Below are 13,586 nucleotides of genomic sequence, written 5' to 3' on the forward strand. Positions count from 1 at the left end.
CTGCCCGTATTTGAACCCGGGGCCCTACGACCCGGGCAGGCCGCTGGTGCAGGGCATCCGGGAAGCCAGCACCTTCAGTGGCCGCAGCTCGTCGTGGGTCACCCGGCCGTTCGGCCAGCGGCGGCGGGTCACCGGACGCACCGGCAGCCAGATGTCGCGTTCGCGCGCCCGCGCCAGCGCCGACGCCAGCACCCCGGTCAGCACCATCGCGTCATCGAAGGCGTCGTGCGGCCGCTCCTGCGTCACGCCCCAGTGCGCCGCGAGCGTCTCCAGCCGCAGATTGTCGATGCCGAGGTCAAGGCGGCGGGCCAGCTCGACCGTGCACATGACGCTGTCGACCGGCAGTTCGGCCTCGGCGAGCTCCGCCTCCGCGGCGAGAAATGCGTAGTCGAAGGCGACGTTGTGGGCCACCAGCGTGCGGCCCCGCAGCACCTCGATCACGTCGCCGGCGACGTCGCGGAACTGCGGCTGGTCCTCCAGCATCGCGGCGGTCAGGCCGTGCACGTGGGTGGGCCCGGGGTCCACCCCCGGGTTCAGCAGGCTGACGACGGATTGCTCGACGTTGCCGTCGGCGTCGAGGCCCAGCGCGGCGAGGCTGATGATCCGCGCCTGACCTGGGCGAAAGCCCGATGTCTCGACGTCGATGACGGCCCAACCCCCGTCCGGCTCGCTTGCCGGGCGACCCCAGGACACCCCGTTCATAGCCTGAGGATTGCACGTCGGACCGACATCACCGGTTCGCTGCGCGCCGTGTCGTCAACTAAATCGATGAGGGCGACCCGCGGCACCCGGCGCCGAGCGCCGCGCTTGCGATCGCCCTTAAACTGCGCGGGTGGTCACCACCCGCGCACGCCTGGCACTCGCCGCAGGAGCGAGCGCGCGGTGGGCGTCGCGGGTCACCGGGCGCGGGGCCGGCGCGATGATCGGCGGCCTGGTCGCCATGACGCTCGACCGCTCGATCCTGCGTCAGCTCGGCGCGGGCCGGCGCACCGTCGTCGTCACCGGAACCAACGGCAAGTCCACCACCACCCGGATGACCGTCGCGGCCTTGGGCACGCTCGGCGCCGTCGCAACCAACGCCGAGGGCGCCAACATGGACGCCGGCCTGATCGCCGCACTGGCAGCCAACCGCGACGCGCCGCTCGCGGTCCTGGAAGTCGACGAGATGCACGTGCCGCACGTCTCCGATGCGGTGGAACCCAGCGTCATCGTGCTGCTCAACCTGTCGCGCGACCAGCTGGACCGGGTAGGCGAGATCAACGTGATCGAACGCACGCTGCGCGCCGGCCTGGCCCGGCACCCGCGCGCGGTCGTGGTCGCCAACTGCGACGACGTCCTGATGACGTCGGCCGCCTACGACAGCCCGAACGTGGTGTGGGTGGCCGCGGGTGGGGCGTGGGCGAACGACTCGGTGAGCTGTCCGCGCAGCGGCGAGGTCATCGTCCGCGAGCACGGCCACTGGTATTCGACCGGCGCCGACTTCAAGCGGCCCAGCCCGCAGTGGTGGTTCGACGACGAGACGTTGTACGGGCCCGACGGCGTGGCCCTGCCGATGCGGTTGACGCTGCCGGGCGCGGTGAATCGCGGCAACGCCGCCCAGGCCGTGGCCGCCGCCGTGGCGCTGGGCGCGGACCCGGCCCGGGCCGTCGCGGCCGTCTCGGCGGTCGACGAGGTCGCCGGGCGCTACCGCACGGTCCGCGTCGGCGCGCACGATGCGCGGATCCTGCTGGCGAAGAATCCGGCGGGCTGGCAGGAGGCGCTGTCGATGGTGGACAAGCACGCGGCTGGCGTGGTCATCGCGGTCAACGGGCAGGTGCCCGACGGCGAGGACCTGTCCTGGCTCTGGGACGTGCGCTTCGAGCATTTCGAGGACACCCAGGTAGTCGCCGCCGGGGAACGCGGCACCGACCTGGCGGTGCGGCTGGGATATGCCGGCGTCGACCACACCCTGGTGCACGACACCGTGGCGGCCATCGCGTCGTGCCCGCCGGGGCGGGTGGAGGTCGTCGCCAACTACACCGCGTTCCTTCAGCTGCAGCGGGCATTGGCGCGCCATGGCTGACTCGAGCGTGCGGATCGGGCTGGTGCTGCCCGACGTGATGGGCACCTACGGCGACGGCGGCAACGCCCTGGTGCTGCGCCAGCGGCTGCGGTTGCGCGGCATCGACGCCGAGATCGTCGAGATCACGCTGGCCGATCCGGTGCCGGAATCCTTGGACCTCTACACGCTGGGCGGGGCCGAGGACTACGCGCAGCGGCTGGCCACCAGGCACCTCATCCGGCACCCCGGACTGCAGCGCGCGGCGGACCGCGGCGCACCCGTGCTGGCGATCTGCGCGGCCATCCAGGTGCTCGGGCACTGGTACGAGACATCGGCCGGGGAACGGGTCGAAGGGGTGGGCATGCTGGATTTGACGACAGCACCGCAGGACAAGCGCACCATCGGCGAGCTGGTGACCAAGCCGTTGCTGGCCGGCCTGACCCAGCGCCTCACGGGCTTCGAAAACCACCGCGGCGGAACGGTTTTGGGGGCCGCGGCCGCACCGTTGGGCGCGGTGGTCAAGGGCGCGGGCAACCGGGCCGGCGACGGCATGGACGGCGCGGTCCAGGGCAGTGTGGTCGCCACGTACATGCACGGGCCGTGCCTGGCCCGCAACCCGGAGCTGGCCGACCTGCTGCTGAGCAAGGTGGTGGGCGAACTGGAACCGCTGCAGCTGCCCGAGGTGGAGCTGCTGCGCCGCGAACGACTGGCGGTGCGCTAACCATGCGCGCGAAGATCAGCCCGCGGCTGGCCGCCGGCGCAGCACTGCTCGGCGCTGCCGTGTTCGTCGCATCGCCGACACCGGCGCACGCCGACTACGACGTCCCGAACGGCCGGTACAACGTGCTCTACCAGGACAGCGACAAACCGACCGCCTGGCTTTTCGTCCCATGCGGCTCGGACTGCACCCTGGCGACCTCGCAAGATGGCGGGACGTTTGTCATCAGCTGGGAATTCCACCTCGCCAACGGGCGATGGACGCACAGCGGCACGGCCCAGGCGCGGTGCCCAAACGGCGCATCGGCCCCGGTGAACGTCATTTACAGCTTCGATGCGGTGTCGCTTGCCGGCGAAGGCCTGACGACGACGTCGGACGGGTGCGGTGACGAGCCGGGCAAGACCTTTACCAGGTCATTCCAATTGAGCAAGGTCTGAGGGACGTCAGTCCTCGACGCATAAACCTGTGAACGACACGCCGCGGCAGACCGCAGACCTTCATATCTCGCGATTGCGGCCGCGCCGCGCCTTGCAAAACGTACGGAAAACTGTACATTTGTGCTCATGGACACGCAGGAGAGAACCACCAGCAACCAAACGATGCCTCTGACTGAAGTTCGGGACAACATCAAGACCATCATCGATGACGTTGTGGAGACCGCGACCGAGTACACGATCACGCGGCACGGTAAGCCAGTCGCAGTGATTTTGTCGTTCGAAGAATACGAAGCCCTGGTGGAGACGCTCAACATCCTCAGCGATGACGACACGATGGCAGCAATCACTGAAGCCGAGGCGGAACTTAACGGATGACGCGCAAGACAAAGCGGGCGGTGAAGGATCTCGAGGGCTTGCCAGCCGCCCTGCGAGAGAAGGCCGAGGCGCTAATTCAGGGGCTGGAATCCGAGCCGTCCATCGGATACAAGCTCAAGGGGAAACTGGAGGGCCTGCGATCCGTCCGACTCGGCCGGACACACCGCATCATCTACTCCAGCGCACCAGCTGTGGTCATACTCGCCGTTCGGGGCAGGAAGGACACATATCGGTGAGCTCCGAGCCGTGGGAACAGAAGAAGGATCGACTGTTTTACGTTGCGTTGGCGGCGATGAGCGACGCATGCAATGCACCTGAATTGACGCCCACGTGCCCCTTCTATGTGATTCACGATGGCCGACCCGTATGCGCCGAGGAATGTCGAGACATCCTGGCCGAGAACCTTCCTCCAACCGAGCTACCGGCCACCCTGAGCCTGGGTGCTGATCTGCAGGCGATACCGCGGCCCCGCCCGAGACGCGGACCGGCCGAAGACGCCATTCCCTTCGATGCACGCCAGGTGTACCTGCGGGAGCAGAGCCGACCCGTAGATAGCTGGAGCGTCACGTCGCTCCTTGTAGGACTGAAAGTCGAATTTTCGCGTGCCGGACACCCGCTGGAACCTCCCAACCTGGAACGGGTATTGGAAATCCAGGACGCACTTGAGCACCGCGGGATCGACTTCGACAAAGTACTGCGACACGGAATCGGTCCGAACATCCTCGCAGGAATTCTGCGCCGGGTCGACAAGGCCTCTGCCGACAACGATGCCTACCACGGATGGCTGGTGCTGATTCAGGAAACGGGCCCCGAATGCCTGATTGCGTGGCTTCACAGCGCACCCGTAGCTGATCTGCTGGGGCACCGCCTCAACCAATCCACTGACGAACTCCAGGCCAAGGTCGCTGACATACCTAAGCACCGGGACGCCGATACCGTATGGCTCGTAGAGCGATTCACCGAAACATTCGTGGATCGATGGACGGCGGGGTCGTGGAGGCAAGAGTACCGCTATATGCATTTGGAGCGGAAAGGCTGCTGCCTGCCCGGCGTCATGCGCGAGCGCGTCGTGGACGAACAACAGATTGCCGGGTACCTCGCTGAAGTCGGCTGCCGCCACATTGATGGCCACGACGATGCATCGCATCGGCCGATTAGTGTCGACGAGTTCACCTCTATCGCGCTGCACAACATCAACCGTGGAAAGCGATCTGATGCAGCCGCAATGTACCGCTCCATCGGATTGGCCAGACCCGATGATGGAAGAGTCGCGAACAATCTGGGCTTTTGTCTACTCCCAGATGACCCAGAAGAGGCGAGGCGATGTTTCGAAAGTGCGCTGGCCTCGCCGCACCCGGCAGCACCTGCAGAGATGACTCGGCTAAACCTTGCGCTCGCTCACTACCTATGCGGTGACACCGACGCGGCGGCCAAGGCGGTTGAAGATGCTCGATCATCGCCCCCGGAAGCATGTTCGGCACACCTATGGGACCTCGAGGCAGTTTTTGAGGGTGAGTGGAAAACCGTGCGCGTCACGGAGCTGATGAACTATGCCGATGCACTGGAGCGGTTTATTTCCTCGGGATACATCGATCGCTGACTGATCCGATGCCGGGATCGACCACAATTTCAACAGTCCTCCGCACATATGCCAACGGCCTGGTAAAGCTCAGGCCATGGCCCGGCGGCCGGTGAGTGCGCGGCCCAGCGTCAGCTCGTCGGCGAACTCCAAGTCGCCGCCCATCGGCAGCCCGGACGCGATCCGCGTCACGGTCAGGCCGGGGATGTCCCGCAGGATCCGCACCAGATAGGTCGCGGTCGCCTCGCCCTCGGTATTCGGGTCGGTGGCGATGATCACCTCGGTGATGTCGACATCGTCGACCCGTTCACCGATCCGGCTCAGCAGCTCGCGGATCCGCAGCTGATCGGGGCCGACGCCGGACAGCGGATCGAGCGCACCGCCCAAAACGTGGTAGCGGCCACGGAATTCGCGGGTGCGCTCGACGGCCTGGATGTCCTTCGGCTCCTCGACCACGCACACCACCGACGCGTCGCGACGGGTATCGGAACAGATCCGGCACCGCTCGTCGTCGGAGACGTTGCCGCACACCGCACAGAACCGCACACCGTCGCGAACCTTCGCCAGCACGGCGCTCAGCCGGTCGATATCCGCGGGTTCGACGGACAGCAGGTGGAAGGCGATGCGCTGCGCGCTCTTGGGTCCGATACCCGGCAGCTTGCCGAGCTCGTCGATCAAATCCTGGACGGGTCCCTCGAACATGGCGTTGGGAAGTTCAGAGCCCCGGCATTTGCGTCGGCGGCGCCGGCGGCTGTCCGGGCGGGCCACCCAAGCCGCCGGCCAGCGAGCCCAGCTGCTCCTGCGCCATAGCGGTGACCTGCTTGGAAGCGTCGGCCATGGCGCCGACGATCAGGTCCTGCAGCGTTTCGACGTCCGCGGGGTCGACGACCTTCGGATCGATCTTCACCCCGATCACCTCGCCGCTGCCCTTGACGATGACCTCGACGAGGCCGCCGCCGGCGTGCCCGTGCACCTCGGAGTTCGCGAGCCGTTGCTGCGCTTCCATGAGCTTTTGCTGCATCTGCTGCGCCTGGGCGAGCAGCGCCGACATGTCGCCTCCGGGTTGCATGACAATCCCCTCGCATCTTGGTCTCGAGTTGGTTTCGCCTGTGGATGTCGGGCGATTCGAAACACTCAGCGTAGACCGCGCGACGTTACCTTTGCGCCGTGGACCTACGAGTGAGCAGGCGTGTCGGGATCAAAATGACGATCGGCGCGCTGGTTGCCGCGTCGACGGCGGTGATGCCCAGCGCGTGGGGAGTCCCCGCCAACATCGCCGGCATGGTCGTGTTCATCGATCCCGGCCACAACGGCTCCAACGACGCGTCCATCACGCATCAGGTGCCGACCGGCCGCGGCGGCACCAAGGACTGCCAGACCAGCGGGACGTCGACCAACTCCGGCTACATGGAACACACCTTCACCTGGGACACCGCGCTTCGGGTCCGCGCCGCGTTGAACGCGCTCGGCGTCCGCACCGCCATGTCCCGCAACAACGACACGGGCGTGGGGGCGTGTGTCGACGCGCGCGCGGCCGCGGCCAACGCGTTGCGCCCCAACGCGATCCTGAGCATCCATGCGGACGGCGGCCCGCCGTCCGGGCGGGGGTTCCACGTCAACTATTCGGCCCCGCCGCTCAACCAGGCGCAGGCCGGGCCGTCGGTGCAGTACGCCCGAATCATGCGCGATCAGTTGCAGGCGTCGGGCATTCCGCCCTCCAACTACATTGGCCAGGACGGACTCTACGGGCGGTCGGATCTGGCCGGCCTGAACCTGGCGCAGTATCCGTCGATCCTGGTCGAGTGCGGCAACATGAAGAATCCCGTGGATTCGGCGCTGATGGAGTCGCCCGAGGGCCGGCAGAAGTACGCCGACGCGCTGGTCCGCGGCGTCGCGGGGTTCCTGGCCACCCAGGGCCAGGTGCGCTAGCTTTCGAGTTCCTTTTTCAGGTTGGCCAGCACCTCGGCCTGGATCTTCTTCAGACCCAGTGGCGCAAAGGTCTTTTCGAAGAATCCCTTGACGCCGCCCGCACCGGTCCAGCTGGTCTTCACGGTGACGCTGGATCCCGGGCCCGCGGGAGCCACCGTCCAGTTGGTGACCATGGACGAGTTTGCGTCCTTCTCGATGACGGTGTGGCCGGCGACGTCGACGTTCACCTGTACATCGCGGACCCGTGATTTGGTCGCCTGCAGCCGCCACTTGGCAACCGTTCCGGCGCCCTGCCCGCCTTGGGTGACCTGGTACTCGCTGTACTGCGGGGACAGGATTTTCGGGCGAACGTTCTGATAGTCCGCAACCGCGGCCAGCGTGGCCTCCGGCTCGGCGTTGATCAAGATCGTGCTGGCCGCGCTCACCTGGCCCATCAGGCGCAACTCCTCTTTCCGATGCCGCCCCGCGCGGGTGCACGGGCTGTTTCCGAAGACTAGGGTATATGTGGTGCCAAGCCCTGGATCTGCACTCTCGGCTCACACATCGGGCGTTGATCGGTTGATGGCGAGTTATCGGTCCATCCCAGCAACGTCCGCGGTCCGGCTCGCCAAGCCCAGCTCAAATCTGTTCCGTGCCCGCGCCAAACGTGACGCGCCTGGCCTGGACACCTCCGGGCTGACTCAGGTGCTCGGCATCGATCCGGACGCCCGCACCGCCGATGTCGCGGGCATGTGCACCTATGAGGACCTGGTGGCCGCGACCCTGCCGTACGGGCTTTCGCCGCTGGTGGTGCCGCAGCTGAAGACCATCACCCTCGGCGGCGCGGTCAGTGGCCTGGGTATCGAGTCGGCGTCGTTCCGCAACGGCCTGCCCCACGAATCGGTGCTGGAGATGGATATCCTCACCGGCGCTGGCGAATTGGTCACCGCGTCCCGCGGACAGCACGCCGAACTTTTCCGCGCTTTTCCCAATTCCTATGGGACGCTTGGGTATTCGACGAGGCTCCGCATCGAGCTGGAGCCGGTGGCGCCGTTTGTGGCGCTGCGCCACATCCGGTTCCGCTCGTTGCCCGACCTGGTCGCCGCGATGGAACGCATCATCGACACCGGCGGGCAGGGCGGCACCGAAGTGGACTACCTCGACGGCGTGGTGTTCAGCGCCGACGAAAGCTATCTGTGCGTCGGCAGGCGGACCGCCACCCCCGGCCCGGTCAGCGACTACACCGGCAAGGACATCTACTACCGCTCGATCCAGCACGACGCGCCGGGCATCGAAGCCACCAAAGACGATCGGCTGACGATTCACGACTACTTCTGGCGCTGGGACACCGATTGGTTTTGGTGTTCCCGCGCGTTCGGCGTGCAGAATCCCCGATTGCGCCGCTGGTGGCCGCGCCGCTACCGGCGCAGCAGCGTCTACTCGAAGCTCGTCGCGCTGGACCAGCGCTTCGGCATCGCCGACCGCATCGAGGCGCGCAACGGTCGTCCGGCGCGGGAACGGGTGGTGCAGGACGTCGAGGTGCCGATCGAACGGGTCGTCGACTTCTTGGATTGGTTCGGCGAGAACGTGCCCATCACACCGATCTGGTTGTGCCCGTTGCGGCTTCGCGATCACGAAGGCTGGCCGCTGTATCCCATGCGACCCGACCACACCTACGTCAACATCGGGTTCTGGTCCTCGGTGCCGGCCGCTGACCCCGCCGAGGGCGCAACCAACCGGGCCATCGAGGCGAAGGTAAGTGAGCTCGACGGGCACAAGTCGCTGTACTCCGACTCCTTCTACACCCGCGAGGAGTTTGACGAACTCTACGGTGGGGAGGCCTACAAGACAGTCAAAAAGACCTACGATCCCGATTCGCGTCTCCTCGACCTCTATGCAAAGGCGGTGCAACGGCGATGACAACGACACGAGAGCCCGAACGCCCCACCAAGTCGGGCAAATTGAGCATGGCGGAGATCCTGGAGATCTTCACCGCCACCGGGGGACAGCCGCTGAAGTTCACCGCGTACGACGGCAGCACCGCCGGCAGCGACGAAGCCGAGCTGGGCCTGGATCTGCGGTCGTCTCGCGGTGCCACCTACCTGGCGACGGCCCCCGGCGAACTCGGCCTGGCCCGCGCCTACGTCTCGGGTGATCTGCAGGCGCACGGCGTGCACCCCGGCGATCCGTACCCGCTGCTCAAGGCGCTGACCGACCGGGTCAACTTCAAGCGTCCGTCGGCGCGGGTGCTTGCCAACGTGGTCCGCTCGATCGGCGTCGAGCATCTGTTGCCGATCGCGCCGCCGCCGCAGGAGGCGCCGCCCCGGTGGCGGCGGGTCGCCGACGGCGTGCTGCACAGCAAGACCCGGGACGCCGAGGCGATCCATCATCACTACGACGTCTCCAACACCTTCTACGAATGGGTGCTGGGCCCGTCGATGACCTACACCTGCGCGGTCTATCCCACCGCCGACGCGACGCTGGAAGAGGCCCAGGACAACAAGTACCGGCTGATCTTCGAAAAGCTGCGGCTGCAACCGGGCGACCGGCTGCTCGACGTCGGCTGCGGCTGGGGCGGCATGGTGCGCTACGCCGCGCGCCGCGGTGTCCGGGCGGTCGGCGCCACCCTGTCGGCCGAGCAGGCGAAGTGGGCGAAAAACGCGATCGAGGCCGAAGGGCTCGCGGAGCTGGCCGAGGTCCGGCACTCCGACTACCGCGACGTGGGTGAGGCGGGGTTCGACGCCGTTTCCTCCATCGGGCTGACCGAGCACATCGGCGTCAAGAACTACCCCGCCTATTTCGGCTTCCTGAAGTCGAAGCTGCGCACCGGCGGGCTGCTGCTCAATCACTGCATCACCCGGCACGACAACAAGTCGACCCCCTTCGCCGGCGGGTTCACCGACCGCTACGTGTTCCCGGACGGGGAGCTGACCGGCTCGGGCCGCATCGTCACCGACATTCAGGACGCCGGTTTCGAGGTGTTGCACGAGGAGAACTTCCGGCATCACTACGCCATGACGCTGCGTGACTGGTGCCGCAACCTGGTCGAGCACTGGGACGAGGGGGTCGAGGAGGTCGGGTTGCCCACGGCCAAGGTGTGGGGCTTATACATGGCGGCGTCACGAGTGGCCTTCGAGCGCAACAACCTTCAACTGCATCACGTGCTGGCGGCCAACGTCGACGAATGGGGCGATGACGAGCTGCCGCTGCGGCCGTGGTGGCAGCCGTGACCCGAAAGGGATCAGCCGCCGTCGATGCGGCGCGCGCCCAACTCGTTCTGTAACAGCTCGAGCGCGGCCTCTTCGGGGTCGCGGCGCGGCGCCGACGGCTCGTCGCGCCCCGCTTCGGCGAGCATGTGTTCCTCTTCGTCCCGCTGAGCCGAATCCGCTTGGGCGGGCTCGTCCGCGGGGGGGTCGGGTTTGGCGGGCGGCGGGGCGCTCGGCCCGGGTTCCGCCGCGCCGACCTCACAGCGCACTCGCCAGTTCACCCCTAGCGCGTCCTTGAGCGCTTCGGCGATGACGTCGGCGTTGCGCTGTTCGGACAGCCGCTTGGCCAGCGGCGCCGAGGCGTGGGTGAGCACCAACGTGTTGTCCTCGATCGCCCGGACGGTGGCCCCGGCGAGCATCACCTCGGTGGTGCGGCTGCGCTGGCGCACCTTGTCCCGCACCGTCGGCCACATGGTTCGCACCGCGGACGCGTTGAGTTCGCCTGGGGCAGAGGCTGATTCAGGGACCGCTTCAGGGACCGGCTCGGGCGCGGCTTCGGGTGGCGGCGGTGGAGCCGGTTCCGGGACCGGGGCGGGCTTGGGCGCCGCGGCCCGCTTGGGCGGCGGGCTGGGCGCGGCGGCCCGCGGCGGGGACGGCGGCGCGGCGGTCGCCTCTGACGCCGGGATGGAAACGCCCAGCCGGGTCTCGATCCGCTCGACGCGTTGCAGCAGCGCCGCCTCGGCATCGCTGGCCGAGGGCAGCAGCAGTCGCGCGCAGACCACTTCGAGCAGCAGGCGTGGCGCCGTCGCGCCGCGCATCTCCCCTAGCCCCGCCTGTACCACCTCGGCGTAGCGCGTCAGCGCCGCCGGCCCGATGCGCGCCGCTTGCTCGCGCATCCGATCCAGCACGTCCTCGGGGGCGTCCACCACGCCGCGGCTCGCCGCATCCGGAACCGCTTGCAGCACAATGAGATCGCGGAACCGCTCCAGCAGGTCGGTGGCGAAGCGCCGCGGGTCGTGGCCGGCGTCGATCACCGACTCGACCGCACCGAACAATGCGGCCGCATCCGAAGCAGCCAGCGCGTCGACGGCGTCGTCGATCAGGGCGACATCGGTGGCGCCCAGCAGGCCCAGCGCCCGCTGATACGTCACGTGCTGGCCCTCGGCCCCGGCCACCAACTGGTCCAGCACCGACAGCGTGTCGCGCGGCGAACCGCCGCCGGCGCGGATCAGCAACGGATACACCGCATCGTCGACGACGACGCCCTCCTGCTCGCAGATCCGCCCGACCAGCGCCCGCATGGTGCGTGGCGGCAACAACCGGAACGGGTAGTGATGGGTGCGCGAGCGGATCGTCGGCAGCACCTTCTCCGGTTCGGTGGTGGCGAAGATAAAGATGAGGTGTTCGGGGGGTTCCTCGACGATCTTGAGCAGCGCGTTGAAGCCCGCCGTCGTCACCATGTGCGCCTCGTCGACGATGAACACCCGGTAGCGCGACTGCGCCGGCGCATAGAACGCGCGGTCGCGCAGCTCGCGGGTGTCGTCGACGCCGCCGTGGCTGGCCGCGTCGAGCTCCACCACATCGATGCTGCCCGGTGCGTTGGGCGCCAGCGCCACGCAGGATTCGCACACGCCGCACGGGTTGGCCGTCGGCCCCTGCGCGCAATTCAACGACCGGGCCAGGATGCGCGCGGACGACGTCTTGCCACAGCCGCGCGGCCCGGAGAACAGATACGCATGGTTGATCCGGCCGGCTTCCAGGGCGATGGACAGCGGTTCGGTGACGTGCTCCTGCCCCACCACTTCGGCGAAGGTTGCCGGTCGATACTTGCGGTAGAGGGCCACGCTCAGCAGGCTACCGACGCCCGGTGACTCGGGCCCGACTGGCCGTCAGCGCACACTCGACGCGGACGGTGCCAGGTTCAGCATCGACTCCGAGGCCGCCAGCAGCGCGCACGTCGCCAGCCCGTCAACGGCGGCACGCAGGTCCGGTATCGACGGGAAAGTGGGTGCGACGCGGATGTTCTTGTCGTCCGGGTCTTTCCGATACGGGAAGGACGCGCCAGCCTCGGTGACCGCGATACCGGCGTCCTTGGCCAGGGCGACGGTCCGCCGCGCCGTGCCGGGCCACACGTCGAGGCTGATGAAGTATCCGCCCTTGGGTTCGGTCCACGAGGCGATCTTGGATTCGCCCAGCCGCTGATCCAGGATTTCCAGCGCCAACGCAAATTTCGGCGCCAGGATCTGCTGATGCCGCATCATCTGCAGGCGGACCCCGTCGGCATCGCCGAAAAAGCGCAGATGCCGCAGCTGGTTGACCTTGTCCGGTCCGATCGACTTCTTCCCCGCGTACTGCAGATACCAGGCGATGTTGCCCAACGAACCGCCCAGGAAACTGACGCCGGCGCCGGCGAAGGTGATCTTCGAGGTCGACGCGAACACATACGGCCGGTGCGGGTTGCCGGCCTTGGCCGCCAGCCCGAGGACGTCGACCTGGCGGACGAAGTCGTGGGTCAGGGTGTGGACCGCGTACGCGTTGTCCCAGAACAATCGGAAGTCGGGCGCGGCTGTCCGCATCTGGATCAGTCGGCGAGCCGTTTCCCACGAATAGGTGACGCCGGTCGGGTTGGCGAAGACCGGTACCGCCCACATCCCCTTGATCGCGGGATCCACGGCAACCAGTTCTTCGATGAGGTCGATGTCGGGACCGTCGGGCAGCATCGGGATCGGAATCATCTCGATGCCCATGGTCTCGGTGAGGTTGTGGTGCCGGTCGTAGCCGGGGACGGGACACAGGAACTTGACGCTCGGCTCGTCCTTCCACGGCCGTGGCGAGTCCACGCCGCCGTGCAGCAACGAGAAGACGACGATGTCGTGCATCAGCTCCAGGCTGGAGTTGTTACCCGCGATCAGGTTGGGCACCGGAATGCCGAGCAGCTCGCCGAATATCGCCCGCAATTCCGGCAGCCCGTGCTGGCCGAGGTAGTTGCGGGTGTCGGTGCCCTCCTCGTCGCGGTAGTCGTCCTCTCCAGGCAGGGTCAGCAGCCGGTTGGACAGGTCCAGCTGCTCTTCGGACGGCTTGCCGCGGGTGAGGTTCAGCGACAGCTTCATGGCCTGCAGCTCCGCGTACTGCTGCTGGTGGCGCGCGTGCAGGGCCGCTAGCTCGTCATGGCTGAGGGAATCGAACGCCACCAGGGGACCTTTCGCTGATCGCACGAGCTTCGGGGTCATGAATGCCCCCGGACATAGGGGACCCCGCGCACCCGACAGAGCCCATTGACCCTTGCTGCCTTCCGGCCCTGGGGGAGTTCACAGGATAGACG

General features: G+C 67.4%; 14 protein-coding genes, 1 other RNA gene and 1 pseudogene. 9 read left to right on the top strand and 7 right to left on the bottom strand.

Features of this window, described 5'->3' with window-relative positions:
* Positions 1–30: 30 nt before the first annotated feature.
* A pseudogene (locus tag A5736_RS02640) lies at positions 31–702 on the bottom strand (DEDDh family exonuclease); the annotation flags it as partial.
* 130 nt (positions 703–832) lie between these two features.
* Here A5736_RS02640 and A5736_RS02650 point away from each other — a divergent pair.
* The 6 genes from A5736_RS02650 (at position 833) to A5736_RS25815 (ending at position 5,171) form a co-directional block, all read left to right on the top strand.
* Positions 833–2,062 (top strand): Mur ligase family protein, encoded by a 1,230-nt coding sequence (locus tag A5736_RS02650; protein WP_076125256.1) that lies wholly within the window; start codon positions 833–835, stop codon positions 2,060–2,062.
* Entirely contained in the window at positions 2,055–2,762 is a 708-nt protein-coding gene (locus A5736_RS02655; RefSeq protein WP_076125254.1) for a type 1 glutamine amidotransferase, read from the top strand. The genes A5736_RS02650 and A5736_RS02655 overlap by 8 nt, the downstream gene beginning before the upstream one ends.
* Before the next feature lie 2 nt (positions 2,763–2,764).
* Entirely contained in the window at positions 2,765–3,196 is a 432-nt protein-coding gene (locus tag A5736_RS02660; protein ID WP_076125252.1) for a hypothetical protein, read from the top strand.
* Between the two features lie 126 nt (positions 3,197–3,322).
* Positions 3,323–3,571, top strand: coding sequence for a type II toxin-antitoxin system Phd/YefM family antitoxin (locus A5736_RS02665; RefSeq protein WP_076244392.1), 249 nt, complete (start codon positions 3,323–3,325; stop codon positions 3,569–3,571).
* Complete coding sequence (locus A5736_RS02670; RefSeq protein WP_076244394.1) at positions 3,568–3,807, top strand: type II toxin-antitoxin system RelE/ParE family toxin; 240 nt, start codon at positions 3,568–3,570, stop codon at positions 3,805–3,807. The genes A5736_RS02665 and A5736_RS02670 overlap by 4 nt, the downstream gene beginning before the upstream one ends.
* Positions 3,804–5,171 carry a tetratricopeptide repeat protein gene (locus A5736_RS25815; RefSeq protein ID WP_139333092.1) on the top strand — a complete coding sequence of 456 codons (1,368 nt, stop codon included), beginning with the start codon at positions 3,804–3,806 and terminating at the stop codon, positions 5,169–5,171. Before A5736_RS02670 ends, A5736_RS25815 begins: the two co-directional genes overlap by 4 nt.
* Before the next feature lie 69 nt (positions 5,172–5,240).
* On the opposite strand, the gene recR is transcribed toward A5736_RS25815, so the two are convergent.
* Positions 5,241–5,852: a recombination mediator RecR gene (gene recR / locus A5736_RS02680; protein WP_076059476.1), complete on the bottom strand. Its 612-nt coding sequence runs from the start codon at positions 5,850–5,852 to the stop codon at positions 5,241–5,243.
* Positions 5,853–5,865: 13 nt separating this feature from the next.
* Entirely contained in the window at positions 5,866–6,219 is a 354-nt protein-coding gene (locus A5736_RS02685) for a YbaB/EbfC family nucleoid-associated protein (RefSeq protein WP_076125249.1), read from the bottom strand.
* A 98-nt stretch (positions 6,220–6,317) separates the two neighbouring features.
* On the opposite strand from A5736_RS02685, the gene A5736_RS02690 reads away from it, so the two are divergent.
* Positions 6,318–7,079: an Rv3717 family N-acetylmuramoyl-L-alanine amidase gene (locus tag A5736_RS02690; RefSeq protein WP_217695721.1), complete on the top strand. Its 762-nt coding sequence runs from the start codon at positions 6,318–6,320 to the stop codon at positions 7,077–7,079.
* Here the strand turns inward: A5736_RS02690 and A5736_RS02695 are convergent.
* Complete coding sequence (locus A5736_RS02695) at positions 7,076–7,513, bottom strand: SRPBCC family protein (protein ID WP_076059553.1); 438 nt, start codon at positions 7,511–7,513, stop codon at positions 7,076–7,078. The two genes, A5736_RS02690 and A5736_RS02695, sit on opposite strands and share 4 nt — an antisense overlap.
* 127 nt (positions 7,514–7,640) lie before the next feature.
* Here A5736_RS02695 and A5736_RS02700 point away from each other — a divergent pair, with 127 nt between their 5' ends.
* Together A5736_RS02700 and A5736_RS02705 are read left to right on the top strand one after the other, a co-directional pair.
* Complete coding sequence (locus A5736_RS02700; RefSeq protein ID WP_217695722.1) at positions 7,641–8,978, top strand: FAD-binding oxidoreductase; 1,338 nt, start codon at positions 7,641–7,643, stop codon at positions 8,976–8,978.
* A complete protein-coding gene (locus tag A5736_RS02705) occupies positions 8,975–10,288 on the top strand; it encodes a class I SAM-dependent methyltransferase (protein ID WP_198938188.1) in 1,314 nt (437 codons plus the stop codon). Before A5736_RS02700 ends, A5736_RS02705 begins: the two co-directional genes overlap by 4 nt.
* Positions 10,289–10,299: 11 nt before the next feature.
* Here the strand turns inward: A5736_RS02705 and A5736_RS02710 are convergent, their stop codons facing one another.
* The 3 genes from A5736_RS02710 to ffs all read right to left on the bottom strand — a co-directional run.
* Complete coding sequence (locus tag A5736_RS02710) at positions 10,300–12,108, bottom strand: DNA polymerase III subunits gamma/tau (protein ID WP_076244399.1); 1,809 nt, start codon at positions 12,106–12,108, stop codon at positions 10,300–10,302.
* A 45-nt stretch (positions 12,109–12,153) separates the two neighbouring features.
* Complete coding sequence (locus A5736_RS02715) at positions 12,154–13,455, bottom strand: aminotransferase class I/II-fold pyridoxal phosphate-dependent enzyme (RefSeq protein ID WP_139333093.1); 1,302 nt, start codon at positions 13,453–13,455, stop codon at positions 12,154–12,156.
* 49 nt (positions 13,456–13,504) lie between these two features.
* An RNA gene (ffs, locus tag A5736_RS02720) (signal recognition particle sRNA small type) lies at positions 13,505–13,586 on the bottom strand; the annotation flags it as partial.

Source organism: Mycobacterium sp. SP-6446, from assembly GCF_001954045.1.
GTDB lineage: Bacteria > Actinomycetota > Actinomycetes > Mycobacteriales > Mycobacteriaceae > Mycobacterium.

Coding starts and splice junctions, on each gene's coding strand:
- recR (WP_076059476.1), bottom strand. CDS start 5,852: ATGTTCGAGGGACCCGTCCAGGATTTGATCGACGAGCTCGGCAAGCTG.
- A5736_RS02695 (WP_076059553.1), bottom strand. CDS start 7,513: ATGGGCCAGGTGAGCGCGGCCAGCACGATCTTGATCAACGCCGAGCCG.
- A5736_RS02705 (WP_198938188.1), top strand. CDS start 8,975: ATGACAACGACACGAGAGCCCGAACGCCCCACCAAGTCGGGCAAATTG.
- A5736_RS02700 (WP_217695722.1), top strand. CDS start 7,641: ATGGCGAGTTATCGGTCCATCCCAGCAACGTCCGCGGTCCGGCTCGCC.
- A5736_RS02655 (WP_076125254.1), top strand. CDS start 2,055: ATGGCTGACTCGAGCGTGCGGATCGGGCTGGTGCTGCCCGACGTGATG.
- A5736_RS02685 (WP_076125249.1), bottom strand. CDS start 6,219: ATGCAACCCGGAGGCGACATGTCGGCGCTGCTCGCCCAGGCGCAGCAG.
- A5736_RS02670 (WP_076244394.1), top strand. CDS start 3,568: ATGACGCGCAAGACAAAGCGGGCGGTGAAGGATCTCGAGGGCTTGCCA.
- A5736_RS02660 (WP_076125252.1), top strand. CDS start 2,765: ATGCGCGCGAAGATCAGCCCGCGGCTGGCCGCCGGCGCAGCACTGCTC.
- A5736_RS02665 (WP_076244392.1), top strand. CDS start 3,323: ATGGACACGCAGGAGAGAACCACCAGCAACCAAACGATGCCTCTGACT.